Annotated in this window: 22 protein-coding genes; 20 read left to right on the top strand and 2 right to left on the bottom strand. The window is 67.3% G+C overall.

From position 1 onward, the window contains the following. Window positions 1-10 precede the first annotated feature (10 nt). From Q0053_RS04650 to Q0053_RS04635, 4 genes are all read left to right on the top strand, one after another. Window positions 11-523, top strand: coding sequence for a TRAP transporter small permease (locus Q0053_RS04650; RefSeq protein ID WP_298096689.1), 513 nt, complete (start codon window positions 11-13; stop codon window positions 521-523). A gap of 2 nt (window positions 524-525) precedes the next feature. Next, window positions 526-1,806, top strand: a complete 1,281-nt coding sequence (locus tag Q0053_RS04645; protein ID WP_298096686.1) for a TRAP transporter large permease — start codon at window positions 526-528, stop codon at window positions 1,804-1,806. Further along, a complete protein-coding gene (locus tag Q0053_RS04640) occupies window positions 1,803-2,897 on the top strand; it encodes a sugar kinase (protein WP_298096683.1) in 1,095 nt (364 codons plus the stop codon). The genes Q0053_RS04645 and Q0053_RS04640 overlap by 4 nt, the downstream gene beginning before the upstream one ends. Before the next feature lie 250 nt (window positions 2,898-3,147). Next, window positions 3,148-3,918 carry a hypothetical protein gene (locus Q0053_RS04635; protein WP_298096680.1) on the top strand — a complete coding sequence of 257 codons (771 nt, stop codon included), beginning with the start codon at window positions 3,148-3,150 and terminating at the stop codon, window positions 3,916-3,918. Between the two features lie 103 nt (window positions 3,919-4,021). On the opposite strand, the gene Q0053_RS04630 is transcribed toward Q0053_RS04635, so the two are convergent. Next, window positions 4,022-4,435, bottom strand: a complete 414-nt coding sequence (locus tag Q0053_RS04630; RefSeq protein ID WP_298096678.1) for a response regulator — start codon at window positions 4,433-4,435, stop codon at window positions 4,022-4,024. Window positions 4,436-4,499: 64 nt separating this feature from the next. Next, window positions 4,500-7,856, bottom strand: coding sequence for an EAL domain-containing protein (locus tag Q0053_RS04625; protein WP_298096675.1), 3,357 nt, complete (start codon window positions 7,854-7,856; stop codon window positions 4,500-4,502). A 193-nt stretch (window positions 7,857-8,049) separates the two neighbouring features. Here Q0053_RS04625 and Q0053_RS04620 point away from each other — a divergent pair, with 193 nt between their 5' ends. From Q0053_RS04620 to pnp, 16 genes are all read left to right on the top strand, one after another. Further along, window positions 8,050-8,502 (top strand): response regulator, encoded by a 453-nt coding sequence (locus tag Q0053_RS04620; protein WP_298096672.1) that lies wholly within the window; start codon window positions 8,050-8,052, stop codon window positions 8,500-8,502. Then, a complete protein-coding gene (locus tag Q0053_RS04615) occupies window positions 8,499-9,755 on the top strand; it encodes a pilus assembly protein TadG-related protein (RefSeq protein WP_298096669.1) in 1,257 nt (418 codons plus the stop codon). Before Q0053_RS04620 ends, Q0053_RS04615 begins: the two co-directional genes overlap by 4 nt. A 226-nt stretch (window positions 9,756-9,981) precedes the next feature. After that, window positions 9,982-11,181 (top strand): methionine adenosyltransferase, encoded by a 1,200-nt coding sequence (gene metK, locus Q0053_RS04610; protein WP_298096666.1) that lies wholly within the window; start codon window positions 9,982-9,984, stop codon window positions 11,179-11,181. Window positions 11,182-11,210: 29 nt separating this feature from the next. Then, entirely contained in the window at window positions 11,211-11,906 is a 696-nt protein-coding gene (trmB, locus tag Q0053_RS04605; RefSeq protein WP_298096663.1) for a tRNA (guanosine(46)-N7)-methyltransferase TrmB, read from the top strand. Between the two features lie 17 nt (window positions 11,907-11,923). Next, window positions 11,924-12,433 carry a DUF1993 family protein gene (locus Q0053_RS04600; protein ID WP_298096661.1) on the top strand — a complete coding sequence of 170 codons (510 nt, stop codon included), beginning with the start codon at window positions 11,924-11,926 and terminating at the stop codon, window positions 12,431-12,433. 12 nt (window positions 12,434-12,445) lie between these two features. Then, a complete protein-coding gene (locus Q0053_RS04595; RefSeq protein ID WP_298096658.1) occupies window positions 12,446-12,940 on the top strand; it encodes a hypothetical protein in 495 nt (164 codons plus the stop codon). Window positions 12,941-13,085: 145 nt separating this feature from the next. Next, window positions 13,086-13,628, top strand: coding sequence for a ribosome maturation factor RimP (rimP, locus tag Q0053_RS04590; RefSeq protein WP_298096655.1), 543 nt, complete (start codon window positions 13,086-13,088; stop codon window positions 13,626-13,628). 3 nt (window positions 13,629-13,631) lie between these two features. Then, entirely contained in the window at window positions 13,632-15,356 is a 1,725-nt protein-coding gene (gene nusA / locus Q0053_RS04585; RefSeq protein ID WP_298096653.1) for a transcription termination factor NusA, read from the top strand. An 18-nt stretch (window positions 15,357-15,374) separates the two neighbouring features. Beyond that, the gene (locus tag Q0053_RS04580; RefSeq protein WP_298096650.1) at window positions 15,375-16,043 is read left to right on the top strand and encodes an RNA-binding protein; all 669 of its coding nucleotides are present in this window, start codon (window positions 15,375-15,377) and stop codon (window positions 16,041-16,043) included. Between the two features lie 80 nt (window positions 16,044-16,123). After that, window positions 16,124-19,126, top strand: a complete 3,003-nt coding sequence (gene infB / locus Q0053_RS04575) for a translation initiation factor IF-2 (RefSeq protein WP_298096648.1) — start codon at window positions 16,124-16,126, stop codon at window positions 19,124-19,126. A 70-nt stretch (window positions 19,127-19,196) separates the two neighbouring features. Then, a complete protein-coding gene (locus Q0053_RS04570; RefSeq protein ID WP_298096645.1) occupies window positions 19,197-19,709 on the top strand; it encodes a hypothetical protein in 513 nt (170 codons plus the stop codon). 131 nt (window positions 19,710-19,840) lie between these two features. Beyond that, the gene (locus tag Q0053_RS04565) at window positions 19,841-20,515 is read left to right on the top strand and encodes a DUF2459 domain-containing protein (RefSeq protein WP_298096642.1); all 675 of its coding nucleotides are present in this window, start codon (window positions 19,841-19,843) and stop codon (window positions 20,513-20,515) included. Between the two features lie 61 nt (window positions 20,516-20,576). Continuing rightward, entirely contained in the window at window positions 20,577-21,050 is a 474-nt protein-coding gene (rbfA, locus tag Q0053_RS04560; RefSeq protein WP_298096639.1) for a 30S ribosome-binding factor RbfA, read from the top strand. Next, complete coding sequence (gene truB / locus Q0053_RS04555) at window positions 21,050-21,979, top strand: tRNA pseudouridine(55) synthase TruB (protein ID WP_298096637.1); 930 nt, start codon at window positions 21,050-21,052, stop codon at window positions 21,977-21,979. Before rbfA ends, truB begins: the two co-directional genes overlap by 1 nt. 48 nt (window positions 21,980-22,027) lie before the next feature. Beyond that, complete coding sequence (rpsO, locus tag Q0053_RS04550) at window positions 22,028-22,297, top strand: 30S ribosomal protein S15 (RefSeq protein ID WP_292097849.1); 270 nt, start codon at window positions 22,028-22,030, stop codon at window positions 22,295-22,297. 293 nt (window positions 22,298-22,590) lie between these two features. Then, window positions 22,591-24,819, top strand: a complete 2,229-nt coding sequence (gene pnp, locus Q0053_RS04545; RefSeq protein WP_298096634.1) for a polyribonucleotide nucleotidyltransferase — start codon at window positions 22,591-22,593, stop codon at window positions 24,817-24,819. Window positions 24,820-24,904: the final 85 nt, after the last annotated feature.

Raw genomic sequence — 24,904 nt, 5'->3', positions numbered from 1 at the left:
AGGGCGTTGAATGTCTGAACCACGACGCGGAAGCGTACGCGCGCTCGACGGCCTGGACAGCCTGGTCATGGCGCTGGCAGGCCTTGCCCTCGTCGCCATGGCCCTGATTCAGGCATGGCAGGTCTTTGCCCGTTATGTGCTGAACGACAGCCCCGGCTGGACCGAACCGCTCGCCCTGCTGCTGATGAGTTTCGCCGTCATGTTCGGGGCCGCCGTCGCCGTCCGGCGCGAGACCCATTTCGCCTTCCAGACCTTGCGGGACGCGATGCCGGGGCCCCGGCAATGGGTGATGAAGTCGATCTCCCGCCTGATCGCCGCCGCCGGCGGGGCCGGATTGATGGTCCTCGGCGGAACCCTGATGGTCGATGACTGGTCCGTTGTCATGGCCGGCGCGCCGCTCCCGGCGGGCCTCAAATTCGCCGGCCTGTGTTTCGGCGGGGCGCTGATCCTGCTGTTCGCGATCGAACGCCTGCTGACCGGCGACTATCCCGCTCCCGGGACCGACGCCCAGGCTGAGGACTGAGCATGGAATACATCATCCTCTTCGGCCTGCTGTTTGTGCTTCTGGCCATCGGCGTCCCCGTCGCCTTTTCGCTTCTGGCCGCCACCCTGGCGACGGTCCTCTATCTGGCCCTGCCGCCGATCGTGGTGTTCCAGCAGATGGGGTCTGACATCACCTCGGTGGCCCTGCTGGCCATTCCCCTGTTCATCTTCACCGGGGAACTGATGATGAAGGGCGGCCTGTCCGATCGCATGATCGCCCTCGCCTCCTCCATGGTCGGCCACGTCCGCGGTGGCCTGGGCCAGGTTACCGTCGTGGGCTCGACCCTGTTCGGCGGCGTCTCGGGCAGCGCCATCGCTGACGTCTCGGCCGTCGGCGGGACCATGATCCCGCAGATGCAGAAGCGCGGCTATGACGCCGACTATGCCGTCAACGTCACCATCTCGGCGGCCCTGGTGGCCCTGCTGGTGCCCCCTTCGCACAATATGATCCTGTATTCGGCTGCGGCCGGAGGCGGGGTCTCCATCTCCGACCTGTTCGCCGCCGGCATCATCCCGGCCCTGCTGCTGGCCGCGACCCTGATGGTCACCGCCTATGTCGTGGCCCGCAAGCGCGGCTATGCGGCCGAGGCCTTCCCCGGCTTCCGCACCATCGCCGTCCGACTGGTCGCCGCCATCCCCGGCCTGCTGCTGGTCGGCATCATCTTCACCGGCATCCGGATGGGCGTCTTTACCGCCGTGGAGAGCGCTTCGATCGCCGTGGTCTATGCCACCGTGGTCACCGGCCTGGTCTACCGCCACATGACCTGGTCGGCCTTCAAGGCCGCCTGTCTCGGGGCCGCCCGGACCTCCGGCATGGTCCTGTTCATCATCGGCTGCGCCGGCGCCTTCGGCTGGCTGATGGCCTATATGCAGGTGCCGACCCTGATGGTCGACCTGCTGCAGACCCTGACCGACAACCCGATCCTGATCCTGCTGCTGATCAATGTGATTCTCCTGATCCTCGGCACCTTCATGGACATGGCGCCGCTGATCATCATCTGCACGCCGATCTTCCTGCCGGTGGCCAAGGCCTTCGACGTGGATCCCGTCCAGTTCGGCGTCATCCTGCTGCTCAACTGCGGCATCGGCCTGATTACCCCGCCGGTCGGATCGGTCCTGTTTGTCGGCAGCGCCATCGCCGGAATCCCGATGACGCGCGCGCTGAAAACCATCTGGCCGTTCTGGCTCTCTTGCCTCGCCGTCCTGATGCTGGTCACCTTCGTCCCGGCACTTTCGCTGTGGCTGCCCTCGCTGATGAAATGACAGACCTGCTGGCCGTTCGTCCGGCCGAAGACTGCCGCTGGGACTGTGTCGCCCTGGGCGAGGTCATGTTGCGCCTCGACCCGGGTGAGGGCCGGATCCGCACAGCCCGCAGCTTCCAGGTCTGGGAGGGCGGCGGCGAATACAATGTCGCCCGTGGCCTGCGCAAAACCTTCGGGATGCGGACCTCGGTCGTCACGGCCCTGCCGCGCAACGAGATGGGGGCCCTGGCCGAGGATTTGATCCTGCAGGGCGGCGTGGATACCGCCCACATCCTGTGGCGCGAGGCCGACGGCGTCGGCCGCAACACCCGGATGGGGCTGAATTTCACCGAGCGCGGCTTCGGCGTGCGCGGCGCGCTGGGGGCCTCGGACCGGGCGAACTCCGCCGCCTCCCAGATGCGGCCCGATGAGGTCGACTGGGATGCCCTGTTCGGCGGAGAGGGCGTGCGCTGGCTGCACACCGGCGGCATTTTTGCGGCCCTGTCCGAGAGCACCGCCGCGACCACCCTGGCCGCAATACGCGCCGCGAAACGGCACGGCGTGGTGGTCAGCTATGACCTCAACTACCGCGCCAGCCTCTGGTCCAGCCATCCCGATCCGGACGCCGCCCGGCGGGTCAACCGCGAGATCGCCGGGCTGGTCGATGTGCTGGTCGGCGACGAATACGCCTTTGAATCCTGCCTCGGCATCGGCGGCCATGCCGCCCGCAAGGACCCGACCGATGCCGCGCCGTTCGACGCCCTCGTCGCCCGCGCGTCCGCAGACCTGCCCAACGTCCGGGTCTTCGCCGCCACCCTGCGCGATCCGGTCTCGGCCTCGGTCAACCGCTGGGGCGCGGTGCTTTGGGCAGATGGAAAGCGCCATGCGGCACCGGTGCGCGAGATCGCCGTCCTGGACCGGGTCGGCGGCGGCGACGGCTTCGTCTCCGGTCTGGCCTTTGCCTTCCTGCAGGGTCTCGGTCCCCAGGTCGGTGTAGACTATGGCGCAGCCCACGGGGCCCTGGCCATGACCACAGCGGGCGACAACGCGATGACATCGCTGGCCGAGGTGCAGGCCCTGTCCGCGGGTCGGGGAGCCGCCGCAATCCGTTAGCGCTCGTCTGCCTGCCCATCGGCCGCCTGACCACCCGGCCCGGCCGCAGCGCCCCGGGACCGGGCCGTTCTGTTTTCACCGGCTCCGGGGCGCTGACGGCGCTGTTCAGCCCGGGCGCTTGGCAATAGGTATGGGGCCGGGCCCCGGTTTCGGCCCGTGCAATGGTTTGGTTGTCAGCGCCCCCGAGCGCCGGTCGGCCCCGGCCTGTCCGGGAAACGCAGACGAGTGACGGGAGCGGCAAGGAGCGGCGATGTCCTGGCTGGTTATGACCCCCCTTTGGGTAATCGGGCTGCTGTTGCTGTCCGCACTGACCGTCGCCGTCGCCCTGGGCTATGCGGGGCAGATCCGGCTTCAACGAAGGGCCGGCGCCGGGATCGAGCCGTCGTCCGGCGGCGCGCATCTGCTGTCCGCGGTTCTGGGCCTTCTGGCGCTTCTGCTGGGCTTCTCCTTTTCGATGGCCATGGATCGCTACGAGACCCGCCGCCAGCTGGTGATCCAGGAGGCCAACGCCCTCGGCACGACCTGGCTGCGCGTCCAGCTTCTGGATGAGCCGGACAGAGCCGTGATGAGTGGTCTGTTGCGCCGCTATGTCGATGCTCGCCTGGCCTGGTCCAACAGCACGGCCGAGAGTCCGCCCGAGGTCGGTGCCGTGGTCCTGCAGCAGCAGCTGTGGGCAGCCACAGGCGTCGCCTTGCGCAGTGACAGTCCGCCGCTCCTGACGCGCGGCGTCATGGACTCCCTGAACGAGAGCATTGACCTGGCCTCTGCCCGCACCGCCGCGCGCGCGGCTCACATCCCCGCCTTGGTGCAGGGGCTGCTGCTGGTCTATGCCATTCTGTCGATGGCGATGCTCGGGACCGTGCTCGGCAACAGTCTCAAGCAGCATCTGCCACAGACGGCGCTGCTACTGGTGCTGCTTACCCTGGCGCATGTGATGGTCCTCGATCTGGACCGACCCCGGGCCGGAAGCATCCAGGTTTCTCAGCAACCTATGGAAGACCTGCGTCGATCGATTGAATGACCGGCGCCGGCTCCGACAGGGTTGCTGTTGCACCTCGGGCAAACAAGCGGATCCGGTGTTCGGGCCACCCGGGCAGCTCCCTGTGGCCGCTCTTTCCGGGCGGCTAGACGGCCTGCAGCCCGATCATCTGTGCGGGCGCTTTCGGCACGGAACCGGCCAGGATCCGGGCGACGGCCTGGGTAAAGGTGTCGGCATGCAGGGGCTTGGGCAGGGCTTCGTCGGCCCCGAAAGCGAGAGCCGTCCGCAGCAGCAGGCCACTGCCCATCTGGCCACCGGACGATATGGCCAGAATGCGGACCTCGGGATGGGCGGCTTTCAGCTGGGTGATCGTTTCCAGCCCGTCCCTGTTGGGCATGAGCATGTCCAGGACGACAAGATCGACCGGCAGTATGGACACCACCTCCAGGGCTTCATCACCATCCGACGCCTGCACAACCGCATAGTCTTCATGCCGAAGCATTTCAGAAGCGATCAGCCTTATGGTCGGATCGTCGTCGACGATTACGATGATGGCCATTTTTATCTCCTGATCCATCATGCCCCGGAAATTACACTGTTCCGTGAAGATGGATGCTTAACGATCAGGCAGCCCTTGCCCTTGCTGCAGGAAGGTCGGTGACGGGGCAGGCGCGATGATAGAGATGCCCCTGCAGATAATGGACCCCGGCAGTCCTGAGGAAGACCGCCTGGTCTTCAGTCTCCACGCCTTCGCAGACGACCTTCATGCCCATGGCCCGGCCGATGCCGATGACGGCGTGAAGGATGGCCGCCGAGGCGGTATCGGCACAGCAGCGTTCGACAAAACTGCTGTCGATCTTGAGCGTGCTGAATTTCAGCTCCCGCAGCGCATGCAGACTTGTGTAGCCGGAGCCGAAATCATCGAGGGCGATGCCGATACCGAGGGCCGACAGCATCTGGATGGTATTGCGCGCCGGTTCGATGTTCAGGATCGCCGTTTCGATGACCTCGATCTCGAGCCGCTTCACGGGGAAATTCTCGCGCTTGGCAATCGCTGCGACGCGGACGGCAAAGCCGGGATCCTGAAAGTCGCGGGGACAGGCGTTCACCGAGACGCGAAGATCGGTTCGCGCCGCCAGTTCACGCATGGCGGTGCCGAGGACGAAATCCGTCAGCTCGACGATCGCCTCGCTCTTTTCCAGATCGGGAATGAAGTCGGCCGGGGACAGGTTGCCGAGGACCGGATCGGTCCAGCGGACGAGCGCCTCGACCTTGTCGGAGAACTCTCCGGACCGGTCGGTCATCATCTGGTATTCCAGTCGGATATGTCCGGCCGCCATGGCCTGCCGCACCCGCGCGGCCCAGTCGGTGCCCGGGGTTTGCTCCGGCTCCGGAGTCGGGGCCGGGTCGGGGCTACGTCCCATGGCCGCGAGGGTGCTGTTGATCAGGGCGGCGACGGCGTCAGGATCGACGGTTGAGGCATCGCCGTTGCGGGCCCCCTGCTCGATCTCCGAGGCGGCGGCGCTGACCATCGAAGCCCCAAGGCTCAGGCTCATGGATTTCAGCGCATGGGCGGCCCGGGCCAGGGCATCCAGATCACCGGCCTTCAGGGCTTCGCGCATGTCGGCGACCTTCAGCGGGGCATTGACCGCATACAGGCCCTCGACCTTCTCGACGAAGTCCGGCCGCCCATTGGCCGCCATCGCCGCCAGGTCCATGCGAATGGCGGGGTCCAGAAGATGGGAGGTATCAGGGGCGGCGGCCTGCAGGCCTGCCCCGTCTTCCGGCGCGACGCCTGCGTCCCGGGCAAGATCGTTACAGAAGCGCCCGAGTATCCGGGCCAGGTCATCGAGGGTGAAGGGTTTGTGGATCACATCATCCATGCCGGCGATCCGCCAGGCCTCGGCAGCGGAGCCGACGACGTGGGCGGTCAGGGCCACGATGGGCGTCCGGGCACGACCGGTATCGGCTTCCTCGGCGCGAATGCGGCGGGTGGCTTCGAACCCGTCCAGGTTCGGCATGGATCCGTCCATGAGAACGAGATCGTATTCCGCCTCCCTGAGCGCCGACATCGCCTGCAGCCCGTCCTCGGCGAGGGAGACATCCACGCCGAAACGCGCGAGCGCAGCACCGGCCACTTCCCGATTGACCTCCGAGTCATCGACGACCAGGACGCGGGTGCCCGGAAACGTCTGGTGGCTTGCGGACTGGGACGTCAGCCGGTCGAGCGACGGACGCTTGCCGGCGTGCATCTGCTGCAGGACCTGGAGCAGATCATGACGGCGCAGGGGTTTGACCATGGCGCAGACGCCGCGCTCGGAGAAGGCTGCAGCCTCATCCTCCGTGGTGCAGATCATGAGCGAGAGTCCGCCCGTTCCCGCGTCGGGCTGCGGATCCAGCTGGATCGAGCTGCCCATCGGCACCGGATCACCGGTCGCCATCACACCCCAGGCCTTCAGATAACGGTCAAGGGCTGTCGCGGTCTGGCCGCCGGTCTGGGCGACATGTACCGGCCAGGCATCGAAATCGGGCACCTCGGGCAGGGCGTCCTCCGCCGCGACGAGGGGAACTTGGAAGGCGAAGGTCGAACCCTGGCCGAGAACGCTCTCGAGCGCCCACTCACCGCCCATGGCGCGCACCAGACGATCACAGATGGTCAGGCCCAGCCCCGTCCCGCCGTATTTGCGCGTGGTGCTCTGGTCGGCCTGGGTAAAGGCTTCGAACAGACGAGGAAGGCGATCGGCGGGGATGCCCGGACCGGTGTCGACGATGGCGAACCGCATGTGACCCGGCGCCTCGGCAACCGGTTCGACCGTAATCAGCACACCACCGGTCTCGGTGAATTTGATGGCATTGTTGGCGAGGTTCCCCAGCACCTGGCGCAGGCGAACGGGATCGCCGACGACGACCGGTGTGCGCGGATCCACAAACACCGCCAGGTCCAGCCCCTTGCTGACCGCGCGTTCCATGAACAGGCTGGCGACGTCCTCGGCGACCTCGGTCAGGTCAACCGGGACGGCCTCCATCTCGAGCTTGCCCGCCTCGACCTTCGAGAAATCGAGAATGTCATTGATGATGCTGAGCAGCGACTGGCCCGATTTGGCGATGACGTCGGCATAGCGCTTCTGGCGGGCCGGAAGATCGGACCGCGACAGCATCTCGCTGAGGGCGAGGATCCCGTTCATCGGCGTGCGGATCTCGTGGCTCATCACGGCCAGAAAGTCGGACTTGGCGGCGTTTGCGCTCTCGGCGGCCTCCTTGGCGACGGCGAGTTCCGCCGTCCGCGAGGCGACCTGCCCCTCCAGTCCGGCCACCTGGGCGGCGATCTTCTCATCGCGCACCCGAATGCCGTCGAGCATGTCGTTGAAGCCGCTGACCAGGTCCCGCAGCTCCCCTTCGGCCCGGATGTCGGCCGTCCCGGAATAGTCCTGGGACTGCCGGACGCCGTTGATGAACGTAGCGAGACGGATGATCGGATCACTGATCCGTCGGGCCATCTGCATGGCGACCAGCAGCCCGGCCAGCAGCGCCACGCCGACACCCGCAAGGCTGATCAGGACCGCTGACAGGATGCGTGGCCGCAGCCCGGACACCTTGCTGAGCAGGGTGATCTCGCCCGCCCGGACGCCCTCACTGAGGATGGGGGTCCGGATCTGGATGGTGCCGGTCCTGAGCGCCGACCACAGTGACAGACTGTCGGTCTGCTGAAGGTCGGCGTCAGAGTTGAGGCGAACACCACCCCCGGTTTCGGCCAGGAGATGTCCGTCCGCGGTCTGGATGCGGGCATAGACGATATCGGGCATCTGGCCGATCGATCGCACGGCCAGAAAGGCACCGGAGGCGTCCCTGGCGGCAACCGAAGGCGCGGCCATCGAGCCGATCACCCGGGCCGTCTGGGTCAGCCGGTCGGTCTCGACGCCGGCCTGGCGGCGCGCATCGGTCCAGCTGGACAGCCCGGCCGTCACCAGCCCGGCCGACACCAGAGATGTCAGGACGAGGACGACCAGTTTCCGGCGTATCGACCCGGTGTTCCTGAACAGTGAAAAAACCAGCGTCCCGGCCCTGTATTAATACCAATTTCAGTTCTGACATATACTGATGACTTCTCCCTTAAGGCGCTGGTTCGCATTTTCGGTCGCCGTCTGAAAATCAGGATACCGAGAAGGTTTCTCGATGACCGGCTTCTTTTATGTTCTCGATGAACCGACGCGAATTCTGTTCGTCGACGACGATCCGATCCTTCGCGAGTTCGCCCAGGTCAATCTTGAGACACCGACGACCTCCATCGATGTGGCCGCCGATGGACTTGAAGCCCTGAACATCCTCGCCGCCGGCAACCATGATCTGGTCCTGCTGGATCTGGAGATGCCGGTGATGGACGGGTTTTCCGTTCTGGCCCGGCTGCGGGCCGATGCTGCGACAAAGGACCTGCCCGTGATCGTCCAGACCGGCCGTGAGGACGTCGAGGCGATCGACCGCGCCTTCCGGCTCGGGGCGACAGCCTTTGTGACCAAGCCGCTGAACTGGCGTCTGCTGAGCTATCAGATCCGCTATGTGCTGCGCGCCTCGGGGGCCGAGCGGCTGGTCCGTCGGGCGGCGTCCGGGCGGCGGGATCACGCCGCGTGATCTTCCGCCTGGCGAGTCTGGCCGGGGGGCTGCTGCATCGGCTTCTGCGCGAGACCCGGGGGTCCATAGCCCTGAAATTCGCCCTGATCGTTCCGGCGGTCGCCATGCTCAGCGTCGGCGCGGTCGATCTTATGGCCGTGACCTCGGCCCAGACCCGCCTGCAGGCTGTCGCCGACGCGGCAGCCCTGGCCGCTGCCCCGGCCCTGGCCCTGGCCACCGATGGTGCTGCGGCCCGCGAGCGCGCTGCCTCCTTCGTGGCCGCAGAACTCAGCCAATGGCCCGATGCCCCGACGGTGGTCGGAACCTATGAAGTCGTGGAGCGGGGCGCACAGCGCGGAATCCGGGTCCTGCTCCGGGCCAACCGGCCGTCGTTTTTCGCCAATATGCTGCCGCCGGGCGGCTGGGATTTCGTGGGCGATGCGACCGCCACCTCCGTCGGACTGGTCCCCCTGTGTGTGCTGAATATCGCCACGGCGGGCGACCGCCTGCTGGAGCTGGCCACACAGTCCCGGATTGAGGCCCCCCAATGTCTGGTCCATTCGAACCACACGATTACGGTCAAGGACCGCAGCCAGATGATCGGCGAGGCGATCCAGGCCGTCGGGAGTGCGAGTGGAGCCATCGTTCCCAAGGCCGGAACCGGCGCGGCGCGCATCGAGGACCCCTTTGCCAAACTTCCCCTCGATGACCCGGACGGTAAATGCAGCACCGCCAATGTTGACCGCGTCAACAAACGGATCAGGCCCGGCCTGCACTGTGCCATCAGCATCACCGGCAAGGACGATTACACGCTGGAGCCGGGCGAGCACTGGTTCACGGACGGCGCGCTGAACGTCGGCGGAACCGCCACCCTCAGAGGCGAGGATGTCGTCCTGTTGATCGGCGAGGATGGGCAGATCAATTTCAGGGGAAACGCCCGGATCAACCTGACCGGTCGCAGGACCGGGCCCTTTGCGGGCATTGTCATCGCTGCCTTGCCCGAACATGACGACCTCATCTCGATTAACAGCTCGCGGGTCGAACGACTCGAGGGTGCGATCTATGTACCGAACGCGATTCTGGAGATCGCGGGCAATGCCGACGTCGCCCGCCAGAGCGCCTGGACCGTGATCGTCGCAGCCAGCCTGATGCTCAAGGGTTCGCCGGACGTCTTCATCAACGCCAACTACGGAGACTCCGACGTGCCGGTGCCCGGCGGCGTCGGTCCGAATGCCGGTGGGGCAAGTCGTGGCGGTTCGCGCCTGATCCAGTAGACGGCAACCGGGGCGCTCCGGCGTCGCTGCAGTCCGGCATATGGGTCGCGGTAACGGCGGTCTGCCTGCATCCGCGATAACCCGACAGAAGCGGCCCCGGGCGGCCCGGGCCGGCACCGCCCGGCGGTCGCCCTTCCGCATGTCGGCTGGAACGCAGAGACCGTCTTGAACATATAAACATATCTTTATATGTCTTGCGGCCGTCCCGCCGCGCCGGAGTTCCGTCTTGTCCCGTTCGTCCTTCCTCTTCACCTCGGAAAGCGTCTCCGAGGGCCATCCTGACAAGGTCGCGGACCGCATCTCGGACACCGTCGTGGACCTGTTCCTGTCCAAGGACCCCTATGCCCGCGTCGCCTGCGAGACGCTGACGACGACCAATCTGGTCGTGCTGGCGGGGGAGATCCGGGGTCAGGGAATCATGGACACGGACGGGCAGTGGGCCGCCGGCGTGGAGGCCGAGATCGAGGCCGCGGTGCGCGCCGCCGTGCGCGACATCGGTTATGCGCAGACCGGCTTTCACTGGGAGACCTTCGAATTCATCAACCGCCTGCACGGCCAGTCGGCCGACATCGCGGTCGGCGTCGACGCCGCCGGCAACAAGGACGAGGGCGCGGGCGACCAGGGCATCATGTTCGGCTATGCCTCGAACGAGACGCCCGAGCTCATGCCGGCGACCCTCCAGTACAGCCACAACATCCTGAAGCGCCTGGCCGAGGTCCGCCACGGCGGCGAGACGCGGCTGGAACCCGACGCCAAGTCGCAGGTCACCATCCAGTATGAGGACGGTGTGCCGGTGCGCGCCACCTCGATCGTCCTGTCCACCCAGCACGCCCCGGGCCTGACCCAGGCCGAGGTCGCAGCGATCGTCAAACCGCACATTCTCGACGTCCTGCCCGCGGGCTTCACCGACGACACCACCGTCTGGCACATCAATCCGACCGGCATCTTCGAGATCGGCGGACCGGACGGTGACTCCGGCCTGACCGGCCGCAAGATCATCGTCGACACCTACGGCGGCGCGGCCCCGCACGGCGGCGGCGCCTTCTCGGGCAAGGACCCGACCAAGGTCGACCGCTCGGCCGCCTATGCCTGCCGCTACCTGGCCAAGAACATCGTCGCCGCCGGCCTGGCCGACCGCTGCACCATCCAGATTTCCTACGCCATCGGCGTGGCCAAGCCCCAGTCGATCCACGTCGACCTGCACGGCACCGGCAAGGGCGCCATCACCGAGGCGGTGCTGGAGGCCAACATCCTCGGCCTGATCGGCGGGGCCACGCCGCGCGCCATCCGCGAACACCTCGGCCTCAACAAACCCATCTATGCCCGCACCGCCGCCTATGGCCATTTCGGCCGCGCGCCGGATGCCGACGGCGGGTTCAGCTGGGAGAAGACCGATCTGGTGGAGCGGCTGAAGGCGCTGGCCTGATCGACCGGGCGCGTCTAACAGGCGCCCTCATGGCCCCTTCCGACCAACCCGCCCACCCTCCCCTCCGCTCGTTCGGCCGCATCAAGTCGCGCGCGATCAAGCCGCGGCAGGCGGCCCTGTTCGACACCCTGTTGCCCGGCATCGCCCTGCCCGATCCGAAAGCCGGGCCGATCGATCCGCTCGCCCTGATGCCCGAAGCGCAGGCGGTCTGGCTGGAGATCGGCTTCGGCGGCGGCGAACATCTGGCGGCCCAGGCGGCGCGCCACCCCGACACCCTGATGATCGGCTGCGAGCCCTTCCTGAACGGCGTCGCCTCGGCCCTGCGCCATATCGAGGAGGGCGGGCTGAAGAATGTGCGGCTGCATGCCGACGACGCCCGCGATGTGATGACCGCCCTGCCGGACGCCTCGCTGGACCGGGTCATGATCCTGTTCCCCGATCCCTGGCACAAGGCACGCCACAACAAACGCCGGCTGGTGCAGGTCGGAACGGCGGCGGAGATCGCCCGGCTGTTGAAGCCCGGCGGCGCCTTGCGCTTCGTCACTGACTGGAAGGACTATGCCGACTGGGCGCTGGAGACGTTCGAGCGCACGCCCGGCCTGGTCTGGCAGGCCGAGGCCGCCGACGACTGGCGCCTCGCCCCGGCCGACCATGTGGTCACCCGCTATGAAGAGAAGAAGCTGGGCGACACGGCGCCGATCTTTCTCGACTTCCTCCGCACCTGAACCCCAAGGACCGACCGATGAGCCTCGCCCTCGACACCCTTTCGACCTCCATGTTCCTTCGCGGCCTGAACGTCCTGTCCGGACTGATCGACCGGGCGGCGGAGTCCGGACTGGACGAGGCGGTGCTGATGGAGGCGCGGCTGGCGCCGGACATGCGGCCCTTCCCCGATCAGGTCCGCATGGCGGCCTTCTCGGCCCGTAGCGGCATCGCCCGCCTGACCGGTCAGGATTGGCCGAAGACCGACGACGCCGAAGCCAGCCTGTCCGAACTCAAGGCCACCGTCGCCCTGTCGATCGCCTTCATCGAGGGCGTCGAGGCCACGGCCTTCGCGGGCGGCGAGACCCGTCGGATCGAGCTGCGGTTCCCCGGAATCGAGCTGAATTTCGAGGGCCAGGGCTATCTGACCAGCTTCGCCCTGCCGAATTTCTATTTCCACCTGTCCATGGCCTACGCCATCCTGCGCCATCTGGGCGCGCCGCTGGGCAAGCGGGACTTCCTCGGGCAGATTGAGCTCATCCAGGACTGAGGAGTCGTCGTAATGGCGCCGGGTTCGCGACCACCTGCCAACCGCATAGGCTTCCTGGCCGCCGCGCTCTCAGCACCGGGGCTGGCGACGATCACCTTCGCCGCAGGCTCGCTGATACTCGCCCTGTCTTCCTCCGGAGGCTTGAGCGGGCAGGGCTCCGCGCTCTTCGGCATGATATTCCTGATCCTCCTGGCGACAGTCTGGGGCGCGATTCCAAGCCTTGTGTTCGGGGGACTCGTGCTGGCGATCATCCAGCGGATCCCGTGGCGCAGACCGCCCGGTGTGATCATCTACCTGATCGGCGGCCTTGTGGCGGCTGGTCTCTATCTGCTGGCGGGACTCGGTGTCGCCAGACTGTCGGCGGGCGCGGCAATGTTCTTCGCACCCTGGGCCATGCCCGACCTGTGGTCGAACGGCAGCAGGGACGCCTGGGGGATAGTGGCCAGTATCCTTGTCTCGGGCGCCGCCGCCGGACTGATCTACGCGGCCCTCGCCAAGAGGGGCTGACAAAGGCTGTTCGGGGAGCTATACGCCCCCTCACATCGTTAGACCGGCGTCCTAACGGCGCCGTTTGAGCGGCGGCCGTCGGGCCCGCCGCTTTTTTATTGGACTATCCTCCGGCGCCTGCGTGGTGGCCGGCAAGAGAATGACCTTGAAGGCCAAGACCGCCGAAGACCGCCAGCTGCTGGAGCTGATCGAACCCGTGGCCGAGAGCCTGGGTCTCGACATCGTGCGCGTGCGCCTGATGGGCGGCACCCTGCGCCGGCGGCTGCAGATCATGGCCGAACGGCCCGGCGATCACGACATCGCCGTCGAGGAATGCGCCCGCCTGAGCCGCGCCGTGTCGGAGGTGTTCGACGCCGCCGACCCGATCGCCGGCGAATATCTGCTGGAAGTGTCCTCGCCCGGCGTCGATCGCCCCCTGACCCGCCTGACGGATTTCGACCTGTTCGAGGGCTTTGAGGCGCGGCTGGAAAGTGATCGCATGATCGAGGGCCGCAAGCGGTTCAAGGGCATGATCGCCGGGACCGACGGCGACCATGTCGCCATGGATCTGGAGGGGGAGGAGGACACCGCCCTCATTCCCTTCGCCTGGCTGGTCGACGCCAAACTGGTGCTGACCGACGAACTGATGAAGGCGGGTGCCGAAAAGCGCGCCGCCCGTAACGACAACTCTGAAGAGACCGAGGACTAGACCATGGCTGTAGCCGGCGTTTCCGCGAACCGACTCGAACTGCTGACGATCGCCGATGCGGTCGCGCGCGAAAAGAACATCGACAAGGAGATCGTCGTCGAGGCGATCGAGGAAGCGATCCAGAAGGGTGCCAAGTCGCGCTACGGTGCCCATCACGACATCCGCGCCAAGATCGACATCAAGTCGGGCGAAATGTCCCTGACGCGTCACGTCACCATCGTGGCCGATGACTGGCAGCCGGAAGACGAGCTGGAAGAGTTCAACGACTCCGCCATGGTCCGCCTGACCGACGCCTCCAAACGCGATCCGGAAGCCTTTGTCGGCAAGGAGTATATCGAGAACCTGCCGCCGTTCGAATTCGGCCGGGTGCAGACCCAGATGGCCCGCCAGGTCGTGACCGGCAAGGTCCGCGACGCCGAGCGCGCCAACCAGTACGAAGAGTTCAAGGACCGCGTCGGCGAGATCGTCAACGGCACCGTCAAGCGCGTCGAATACGGCAACACCGTCGTCGACCTGGGCCGGGGCGAGGGCATCATGCGCCGCAACGACTCCATCCCGCGCGAAGTGTTCAACATCGGCGACCGGATCCGCACCTACATCTATGACGTCCGCGCCGAGGCCAAGGGCCCGCAGGTCATGCTGTCGCGTTCACACCCCGGCTTCATGGCCAAGCTGTTCGCCCAGGAAGTTCCGGAAGTCTACGACGGCGTGATCGAGATCCGCGCCGCCGCCCGCGATGCCGGCTCGCGCGCCAAGATGGCCGTGCTGTCGAACGACTCCTCCATCGATCCGGTCGGTGCCTGCGTCGGCATGCGCGGCTCGCGGGTCCAGGCGGTCGTCGCCGAACTGCAGGGCGAGAAGATCGACATCATCCAGTGGAACCCGGACGAGCCCACCTTCATCGTCAACGCCCTGGCCCCGGCCGAGGTCTCCAAGGTCGTGCTCGACGAAGAGGCCGACCGCGTCGAGGTGGTCGTGCCCGACGAACAGCTGTCGCTGGCCATCGGCCGCCGCGGCCAGAACGTCCGCCTGGCCAGCCAGCTGACCGGCTGGCAGATCGACATCATCACCGAGAGCCAGGACTCCGAGCGCCGCCAGCGCGAGTTCAGCGAGCGCACCGCCCTGTTCCAGGAAGCCCTGGATGTGGACGAGGTCATCGCCCAGCTGCTGGTCACCGAAGGCTTCGCCACGGTGGAAGACCTGGCCTTCGTGGAATCCTACGAAATTTCCGACATCGAGGGCTTCGACGAGGACACCGCCGAGGAACTGCAGGCCCGCGCCCGCGACTTCCTCGACCGTCAGGCCGCCATCCTCGATGCCAGACGCGTCGAGCTGGGCGTGCTGGACGAGGTGATGGCCGTTCCCGGCGTCACCGGTGCCATCGCCGTCGCCCTGGGCGAGGGCGGGGTAAAGACCGTCGAGGACCTGGCCGATCTGGCCACCGACGAAATCCGTGGCGGCTATGAGGTGAAGAACGGCGAACGGACCAAGGTCCCGGGCGTTCTGGAAAGCTTCAACCTGGCCCAGGAAGAGGCCGAGATGCTGATCCTCCAGGCCCGCGTCGTGGCCGGCTGGATCGATGCCTCGGAGCTGCCGCAGCCGCCGGAGCCGGAATACGAGGAAGAGCTGGCCGAGGGCGAATACGACGCCGACGCCGTCTTCGCCGCCGCGCCGGAAGGCGAGGAAGCCGAAGCCGCCGGGGATCCCGACCAGCCCGAAAACGCGTGATGGGAAACCGGACCCTCCATGAGTCTGCGCGAAGCGACGTTAGATAGAGAGAGACGCGACCTCGTCACCCACGAGGTCATGGATGAATCTCGCCTGATCCGCTTTGTCGCCGCTCCGGACGGTTCGGTCGCCCCCGATCTGGCGCGCAAGCTGCCGGGCCGCGGCCTCTGGGTCGCGGCAGACCGCGCCTCCATCGAGACGGCGGTGAAGAAGAACCTGTTCTCGCGCGCGGCAAAGGCCCCGATGAAGCCCGCCGCCGACCTGGCGGACATGGTCGAAAGCCTGCTGTTCCGCCGCTGTCTGGACCAGCTGGGGCTTGCCCGGCGCGAGGGGGTGCTCATCTCCGGCTTCGAGAAATCCCTGGCCACGATCCGGTCGGGCAAGGCCGCATGGATCATAGAGGCGGCGGACGGGTCCGCGGACGGTCGCGGCAAGCTGCTTTCGCTGGCGAAACACATGACGCCCGCCCCGAAAGTCTGCGGCGTCTTCACGGCGGACGATTTGGGTTTGGCCCTTGGGCTGGAAAATGCGATACACGCCGTCCTGCTTGAGGGCGGGCGGGCCGATCGCTGGACCATAGAGGTCGAACGACTGGCGGGATTTCGACCGCTTCTGCCCCCGGAATGGGGTGGTGAGCCGGCTGAGGCCCCGAACAAGGTTTTGGACGGGCGGGGTTCTGCTCCCTGATGGGGGCCGGGCGACGCGCGGCTTTTTGTGTTTGAACGAGACGACGGCGGATCACCCGCCGTCCCCAGTAAAGCGACCGGATGACTGACGAGAACGACAAGACCAACGACGGCGCACCGCAGGCGCCCACCGGAACGCCGTCCACGACGGGTCCGCGGGCACCGCTGAGCCTGAAGCCCCGGCAGGCAGGATCGGTTTCGACCGGCACTGTGCGCCAGAGCTTCAGCCACGGCCGCACCAAGACCGTGGTGGTCGAGACCAAGCGCCGTGCCGGTGCCGTGCCCGGGCATCAACGCCCGCAGGGCTTCGACGTCGCCGCCCGTCCCCGCACGGACGCGCCTGCGCCCCAGGCCGCGCGTCCGGCCGCCCCGGCGGGTCCCGCCGGCGGCCGCCTGTCGAACGAGGAACAGGAGGCCCGTCGCCGCGCCATTGAACTGGCCACCCAGGCCCAGGCCCAGCGCGCCCAGACCGCCGCCGCCGAGCAGGCGCGCCGCGACCAGGCCGCGCATGAGCAGGCCGCCGCCACCGCCCAGGCCGCCAGTGCTGCCCAGGCAGAAGCCGCTGCCGCCCGCGCCGCCGCCGAGGCCGCCCGTGCCGAAGCCGCCAAACTGGCCGCCGCCGCGCCCGCTCCGGTCCGGCGCGCGCCCGCCGCCGCGCCGACCGCGGCACCGGCCGCTCCGGTCGCGCCGACCCCGGCTCCGGTGGAGTCTGCCGCTCCACCCCCGGCCCCTGCGCCGGCCGCCCCCGTCCGTCCGGCCCCGCCGGCGCGTCCCGTGGTCAATTTCGGCCAGCGTGTGCCCAAGGCGCCCGGTGCGTCCCGCGCACCCGCCGGACCGGCTTTCGGCGGTCGCTCCGCCCGTGAGGAAGCCATGGGTGGCGGCGAACGGGCCTATTCTGACCGTCCCGCCGCTCCGGCCCGGCCGACCAGCCGTCCGGCCGAGCCGGTCCGCTATTCGGCCCTGACCCCGCGCCCGGCACCGGGGGCGGCGCGTCCCGGCCCGCGCACGGGACCGGGCGGCCGCCCGACCCCGAACGCCCCCCCGGCCCAGGCCGAGGTCGCCCGTCCCAGCCGCGCGCCCGGCGGCGGCTTCGCCCGGCCGGTCAAGCCCGAGGATGATCGCGACAAGCGTTTCTCGGACGCCGGAAAGGCCGTCAGCCGCACCCGCGGCGAGCCCAAGCGCCGCGAAGGCCGCCTGACCATCCAGTCCGTCGCCGGCGACGGTGACACGGCCGAGCGGATGCGCTCGCTGGCCTCGGTCCGCCGCGCCCGCGAACGCGAAAAAGAAAAGCGCAAGGGTGGCTCCACCGACGCCCCGAACCGTCCGCGCGAAGTCGTCATCCCTGACGTCATCACCGTGCAGGAGCTGTCCAACCGGATGGCCGTGCGCGGCGTCGACATCATCAAATTCCTGATGAAGCAGGGCCTGATGATGAAGATCAACGACGTCATCGACACCGACACGGCCGAACTGGTCGCCGACGAGTTCGGCATGGCCGTGAAGCGCGTTTCGGAGTCGGACGTCGAGGCCGGCTTCCTGTCAGATGCGATCGACGACGAGGCGACCACGCCGCGTGCGCCGGTCGTGGCCATCATGGGCCACGTCGACCACGGCAAGACCTCCCTGCTGGACGCCCTGCGCACCACCGACGTCGCCTCGGGCGAAGCCGGCGGCATCACCCAGCACATCGGCGCCTATCAGGTTCGCCTGCCCAGCGACGATCGCGTCACCTTCCTCGACACCCCCGGCCACGCCGCCTTCTCGGCGATGCGGGCGCGCGGTGCCAATGTGACCGACATCGTGGTGCTGGTCGTGGCAGCCGACGACGGCGTCATGCCCCAGACCATCGAGGCCATCCAGCACGCCAAGGCGGCCAATGCCCCGATCATCGTGGCGGTCAACAAGATCGACAAGCCGGACGCCAATCCGCTCAAGGTCGTCAACGAACTGCTGCAGTATGAAGTCATCGCCGAGAGCCTGGGCGGCGACACCCAGATCATCGAGGTCTCGGCCAAGAACCGCACCAACCTGGACGGCCTGATCGACGCCATCCTGGTGCAGGCCGAGATGATGGACCTCAAGGCCGATCCGGAACGCTCCTCGGAAGGCGTGGTCATCGAGGCCAAGCTGGACAAGGGCCGCGGCCCCGTCGCCACCGTGCTGGTCAAGCGCGGCACCCTGCGCCGCGGTGACATCGTTGTGGCCGGTTCGGCCTGGGGCAAGGTTCGCGCCCTGCTGAACGAGCGTAACGAACAGCTGACCGAAGCCGGTCCGTCGGTTCCGGTCGAGATCCTCGGCCTGAACGAGGCCCCCAGCCCCGGCGAACCCCTCGCCGTCGTGGAATCCGAAGCCCGCGCCCGCGAGCTGACCGAATATCGCGACCGCGTGAAGCGCGAGAAGGCCACGGGCGGCATCAACCAGGTCTCGCTGGTCGACATGATGTCCAAGCTGCATTCCAAGAAGGTCTCGGAGCTGCCGGTCCTCATCAAGGCCGACGTCCAGGGCTCGGCCGAGGCCATCGTCGGCTCGCTCGAGAAGATGGGCAACGAGGAGGTCCGCGCGCGCACCGTCTATTCGGGTGCCGGCGGTATCACCGAGAGCGACGTCCAGCTGGCCAAGTCGGCCGGTGCACCGATCCTCGGCTTCAACGTCCGCGCCTCGAAACAGGCCCGCGACCTGGCCGACCGCGAGGGCGTGGAGATCCGCTACTATTCGATCATCTACGATCTGCTCGACGACATGAAGGGCGTGCTCTCGGGCATGCTGGCCCCGCTGCAACGCGAAACCTTCCTCGGCAACGCCGCGGTGCTGCAGGTGTTCGACATCTCCAAGACCGGCAAGATCGCCGGTTGTCGGGTGTCCGAAGGCGTGGTCCGCAAGGGGGCCAAGGTCCGGATCATCCGCGACGACGTCGTGGTTCTGGAACTGGGCACGCTCACCACGCTCAAGCGCTTCAAGGACGAGGTCAACGAGGTCCCGTCGGGCCAGGAGTGCGGCATGCATTTCCAGGGCTTCCAGGACATCAAGGCCGGCGACTACATCGAGTGCTTCACCGTCGAAGAGATCAAGCGCACGCTGGACTAGGTTCTCCCTCCCCCGAAGTGGGGAGGGCGAATGCCGCCATTCTGCCCCATCCTTTGTGGATGAGTTCGCCATGCGCCCCTTTCTGATCCTGCTGCTGGCCTTCTCCACCGTCGCCGGACCGGCCGCGGCAGAGACGCGCTATCTGGCCTATGACGCCTCGGACCGGGTCACCCAGGCCCTGACGCGCGGCATCACCCTGGAAGCCGAACGCGGCCTGTTCGGTGCGATCAGCGTGCGACGCATCATCTCCACCTCCAATCGCGGTTCGGCCGATATCCGGCGCGGCGGTCCTGATGCCGTGCGACAGGCCCTGCCGGCCGGGTCGCCGGAATATGCGGTCTATACGATCACGCCGGAAGGCGGCGGCCGGGGCCTGAGCCGGGCCCTCTGTCCGGGCGCAGATGAGGCCTGGATGGTGCTGGGCCGGGTCCGGATGGGCCGTCCCATGAGCATCCATGCGGTCGGTCGCTGGCCGGACGGCGGCTACCGGCCCTGTGTCAGGCTGTCCTACAACTGGCGTGGCGAATGGGCCCTGCCGCCCGAAAGCGGCCCCGGCGAGGACGCCGCCACCCCGACGCCCTGATGCACCGTTCGCGCCAGACCCAGCCCCGCCCCCGGACGGACGGGACCGGACGCCCCGGTTTCAACGCCGCGCGGCACCCGACGGCGGGCGGCCCGATGAGGCGCCGGCAGAAGGGAACCGGGCTCGCGCCGATGATCCTCGCCGTCACGCTCGGTGCCATCGCCGGCCTCTGGACCTGGACCACGCCGGGCAAGCCCGACCTTTGGCCCCCCGCTGCCGACCCCAACGGGATCGAGGTGCTCGTGCTGGACAACGGCTTCCACACCGATCTCGCGGTCCCGCGCGCGCATCTGGAGGCCGGTTCCGGACCGCTGGCCGGGGCGGTACGCAGCCTGCCGCCGGGAGAATGGATCCTGATCGGCTGGGGAGACGCCCGGTTCTATGTGGACCAGAGCCCGATCGGTGACCGCCTGGCCGACGGTGCCCGCGCCTTCTTCCGGCCCGGCAATGCCTCGGTGATCATGCTCGACCCGGCCCAGGACAATCCCCGCGATCTGGTCGCCGCCGACCGGCGTCGCACCCTGCATCTGTCCACCGCCGGCTTTGAGGCCATGGTGGCCCATATCGAGGCCTCACTGGACCTCGACCAGGGCCAGGCCCATATCGCCGCGGCCCGCGCCGGCGACGACGCCCGCTTCTTCGCCAGCCACGAGCATTTCTGGATCGGCCGCCTCTGCAACCACTGGAGCGCCGGCGTGCTGAACGCCGCGGGTCTGCCGGTCCGGCCACTCCGGTCCGTGACCTCGTCCGAGGTCATGGCCGCAGTCGAGCGGGCGCAATTGGACACAGGGACCGTGCGGGACTAGACCCCGCCCCTTCGCTTTTGAGAGCCGGGTCCGATCCCCGACAGGCGACGAGGACAAAGCCATGAGCAACCGCAAACCCAGAAAGCCCGCCGCCAAGGCCGGCACGGTCAGCCAGCGCCAGCTGCGCGCCTCCGAAATGATCCGCCACGCCCTCGTCGAGGTCATGCGCGAGAACGAGATCCGCGACCCGGCCCTGATCGGGGTCTCGGTCACCGTCACCGAGGTGCGGCTGTCGCCCGATCTGAAACACGCCACCTGTTTCGTGGAACCGCTCGGTGCCGGCGTCGAGACCGCCCCCGTCGCCGGTCATATCGAAGAGATCATCAAGGCCCTGAACGTCCACGCCAAATTCCTGCGCGGTGCGCTGGGCCGGCATATCGCCATGCGATTCACCCCCGACCTGCGCTTCCGCCATGACGAGAGCTTCGCCGCCGCCGAACGCCTCAACCGCCTGCTCGACGACCCCCGCGTCCGCGCCGACGTCTATGTCTCGCCGTTTGAGGACGATGAGAGGGACGAGGGCGGTCAGGCCTGATGGGCCGCCGCAAGAAGGGCGAGATCGTCAACGGCTGGGTCTGTCTCGACAAGCCGTTCGGCATGGGTTCGACCGAGGCCGTCTCGAAGGTCCGCCGCCTGTTCGACGCCCAGAAGGCCGGCCATGCCGGCACCCTCGACCCGCTGGCCTCCGGCATCCTGCCGATCGCCCTGGGCGAGGCGACCAAGACCGTCCCCTTCATGATGGAGGCGCAGAAGGTCTATCGCTTCACCATCAACTGGGGGATTTCGACCGACAGCCTCGACCGCGAGGGCGAGATCACCGGCCGCTCGGATGTGCGGCCGGATGTCGGGGCGGTGCGCGCGGCGCTTCCGGCCTTCACCGGTGAGATCGATCAGATCCCGCCGCAGTTCAGCGCCATCAAGGTCGACGGCCAGCGCGCCTATGACCTGGCGCGCGAGGGCACCGATTTCGAACTGGCCAGCCGCCGGGTGATGATCCACGAGGCCGCCGTCAGCAATGCACCCGACGCCGACCACATCGAGCTCACGATCCGCACCGGCAAGGGCGTCTATGTCCGGTCTCTCGCGCGCGATCTGGCCGCGGTTCTCGGGGCCGAGGGGCATGTTTCCGCCCTGCGCCGCGAGCGGGTCGGACCGTTCTCGACGGAAAACGCCGTATCGCTGGATTTCCTGACCGATCTGGTGCATAGGGACGCCGCCTCGGAAGGCTTGCTTCCCGTCGCGACCGCCCTGGACGACATCCCGGAGCTGGCCGTGACGGATCAGGACGCCTTCTCGCTTCGTCAGGGACGACCGATCGTTCTGCTCCCCCGACAGGTCGAAACGCTCAAAGGCCGCCTTCGGGACGGCTCCAGAACCGTTTCAGCCTTTCAGGGTCAGACCCTCGTCGCTCTCGGTCAGTTGCGGGCCGGTCGACTAGAACCCGACCGCGTATTTAACCTCTAACTGCCCTCAAGTAGCGCTTAGCGCGGTAGGGCAAGGAAAGGACACCCGATGTCGATTACGCCCGAGCGTAAGAACGAAGTCATCGCCGAAAACGCCCGCTCCGCCGGCGACACCGGCTCGGCCGAGGTCCAGGTCGCGATCCTTTCGGAACGCATCGCCAACCTCACCGACCACTTCAAGACCCACAAGAAGGACAACCACTCGCGCCGCGGCCTGCTCAAGATGGTCTCGCAGCGTCGTCGCCTTCTTGACCACCTCAGCAAGGTTGATCGTGAGCGCTACACCGCCCTGATCGGCAAGCTGAACCTGCGCCGCTAGGCACAGAAAGCGGATGAGTTTCGGGGCGCGGGCCATGTCCGCGCCTCTTTCCGCATCCAGAGACCGGCGCACCGCCGGACGAACTGGTGCAGGAACCCGGTCGGTCGATGCGTTCGCGCCGAGGCCGTGAATCGGGTTCCCGAGGATACTGACGCGAGGGCCAGACCGGTCCTCTTCTCCCGGGTTTTCCGCGATGGCGCGGGGACCCATGGACCGAAGGACTGAACGCCCGACGCTCCACCCACTGATGGGACCCCGCGTGGAATTCGCCCGCGGGATACGAAAGACGAAACATGTTCGATATCAAACGCAAGACGATTGACTGGGCCGGACGCCCGCTGACCCTCGAAACGGGCCGTATCGCCCGTCAGGCTGACGGCGCCGTTCTGGCCACCTACGGCGAGACCGTCGTCCTCGCCACCGTCGTCTACGGTCGCGCGCCCAAGCCGGGCCTGGATTTCTTCCCGCTGACCGTCAACTACCAGGAAAAGACCTTCGCCGCCGGCAAGATCCCGGGTGGCTATTTCAAGCGTGAAGGCCGTCCGACCGAGAAGGAGACCCTCGTCTCCCGCCTGATCGACCGTCCGATCCGCCCCCTGTTCGTCAAGGGCTTCAAGAACGAGACCCAGGTCGTCGTCACCGTGCTGCAGCACGACATGGAAAACGACCCGGACATCGTCGGCCTGGTCGCCGCCTCCGCCGCCCTGACCCTGTCGGGCGTGCCCTTCATGGGCCCGATCGGCGCCGCGCGCGTCGGCTATATCGACGGTGAATACGTCCTCAACCCGACCCTCGACCAGATGAACGACAGCCAGCTCGACCTCGTCGTCGCCGGCACGCTCGACGCCCTGATGATGGTCGAATCCGAGGCCAAGGAGCTGTCGGAAGAGATCATGCTGAACGCCCTGATGTTCGCGCATCGCGGCATGCAGCCGGTGATCGAGGCCATCATCGAAATGGCCGAACACGCCGCCAAGGAGCCCTTCGACTTCACCGCCGAGGACCACTCCGAGGTCGTCACCGCCATCCAGAAGCTGGTCGGCGAGGACATCAAGGCCGCCTACACCCACGCCGGCAAATACGAGCGCCGCTCGGGCGTCGATGCCGCCAAGAAGGCCGCCGCCGCCCAGCTGGTGAAGACCGACGAAAACCCGGACGGCGTCGATGCCGCCAAATTCGGCGCGGCCTTCAAGGAATGTGAAGCCCACGTCCTGCGTCGCGACATCATCGACAACGGCCACCGCGTCGACGGCCGCGCCCTCGACAAGGTCCGCGCCATCGTCTCGGAAGTCGGCGTCTTCCCGCGCACCCACGGTTCGGCCCTGTTCACCCGCGGTGAGACCCAGGCCATCGTGGTCGCCACCCTCGGCACCGGCGAGGACGAGCAGTACGTCGACGCCCTGAGCGGGACCTACAAGGAGAAATTCCTCCTCCACTACAACTTCCCTCCCTACTCGGTCGGCGAGACCGGCCGGATGGGCGGCGCAGGCCGTCGGGAAATCGGTCACGGCAAGCTGGCCTGGCGGGCGATCCGTCCCATGCTGCCGTCGTCGGAAGACTTCCCTTACACCATCCGCCTGGTGTCGGAGATCACCGAGTCCAACGGCTCCTCCTCGATGGCCACGGTCTGTGGGTCGTCGCTGGCGCTGATGGATGCCGGTGTGCCGCTGGTTCGCCCGGTCTCGGGCATCGCCATGGGCCTGATCCTCGAGCCCTCGGGCGAGTTCGCCATCCTGTCCGACATCCTGGGTGACGAAGATCACCTCGGCGACATGGACTTCAAGGTGGCCGGTACGCGCGAAGGCATCACCTCGCTGCAGATGGACATCAAGGTCGCAGGCATCACCGAAGAGATCATGCGCAAGGCGATCGCCCAGGCTTCGGCCGGCCGCATGCACATCCTCGACGAGATGGACAAGGCCATCGACGGCGCCCGCACCGAGCTGGGCGAATACGCGCCCAAGATCGAGTCGATCAAGGTTCCGACCGACAAGATCCGCGACATCATCGGCACCGGCGGCAAGATCATCCGCGAGATCGTCGAAAAGACCGGCGCCAAGATCAACATCGAGGACGACGGCACGGTGAAGATCGCGGCCTCGGAGCAGGAGAAGATCGACGCCGCCAAGAACTGGATCTCGTCGATCGTGTCCGAGCCCGAGCCCGGCACCATCTACTCCGGCAAGGTCGTGAAGGTCGTCGACTTCGGTGCCTTCGTGAACTTCTTCGGTGCCAAGGACGGCCTGGTCCATGTGTCCCAGATCTCCCTGGAACGCGTCGCCAACCCGGCCGACGTCCTGAGCGAAGGCCAGGAAGTGAAGGTGAAGTTCCTCGGCATGGACGATCGCGGCAAAACCAAGCTGTCGATGAAGGTCGTCGACCAGACCACCGGCGAGGACATCACCGACAAGATCAACGCCGAACGCGCCGAACGCGGCGAGCCCCCGCTGTCCGACGACACCGGCGGCCGTCCCAAGCGTGAAGGCGGCGGTGATCGCGACCGCGGTCGCAGCCGTCGCTAGGACGCGGCGTCACGTCTGAAAAGCAGAAGGCCCCGGTGGAAACACCGGGGCCTTTTTCCTGGTCCTTCTGCCGACAGGAAAGTCA

It is taken from the genome of Brevundimonas sp. (assembly GCF_027487935.1).
Lineage (GTDB): Bacteria > Pseudomonadota > Alphaproteobacteria > Caulobacterales > Caulobacteraceae > Brevundimonas.
This window is presented reverse-complemented; position numbering and strand designations above follow the sequence as displayed.